This is a genomic window from Bradyrhizobium sp. BRP20 (assembly GCF_020194215.1).
Lineage (GTDB): Bacteria > Pseudomonadota > Alphaproteobacteria > Rhizobiales > Xanthobacteraceae > Bradyrhizobium > Bradyrhizobium yuanmingense.
The window spans coordinates 1-440 of the sequence record NZ_JADYVY010000103.1 but is presented as its reverse complement, the minus strand read 5'-3'; the positions used below and the strand labels follow the sequence as shown (position 1 = coordinate 440).

At 75.2% G+C, this 440-nt stretch carries 1 protein-coding gene; it reads left to right on the top strand.

Annotated elements, in window-relative coordinates; genetic code table 11:
* Positions 1-440, top strand: a 440-nt coding sequence (locus I6F33_RS37995; protein ID WP_225145801.1) for a 4Fe-4S dicluster domain-containing protein, incomplete at both ends; no start/stop codon positions are given.

Here is a 440-nt window from a genome sequence, read left to right as displayed (position 1 = left end):
GCTCTGGTTCGGCCTCGGGCGCAGCCCCGGGCACGGGGCCCCGCCCGCGCTGGCCTGGTTCCTCGCGGGCAACCTGCTCTACGACGCGCTGGGCGTGGCGATGGCGCTGGTGCTGCGTGACAACCGCGCCTTCTGCAAGTACGCCTGCCCGGTGGCAGCCATCCTCAAGCTGGGGGCGCCCTTTGCGCTGCTCAAGGTGCGCGGCGACCAGGCTCGCTGCGCCGGCAGCGGGGTGTGCGAGAAGATCTGCCCGATGGACATCCGCGTCGGCGAGTATGTGCGCCGCGGCGAGCGGGTGGGCTCGAGCGAGTGTGTGCTCTGCCAGGCCTGCATCGCCGTGTGCCCCGAGCGGGCGCTGGCGCTCTCGTTCGGCCTGGACGGCGGGCGCGAGCTGCTGCGGGCGAGGGCGGCGGGCGGGGCGAGGCCGCCCGCCGCCGAGT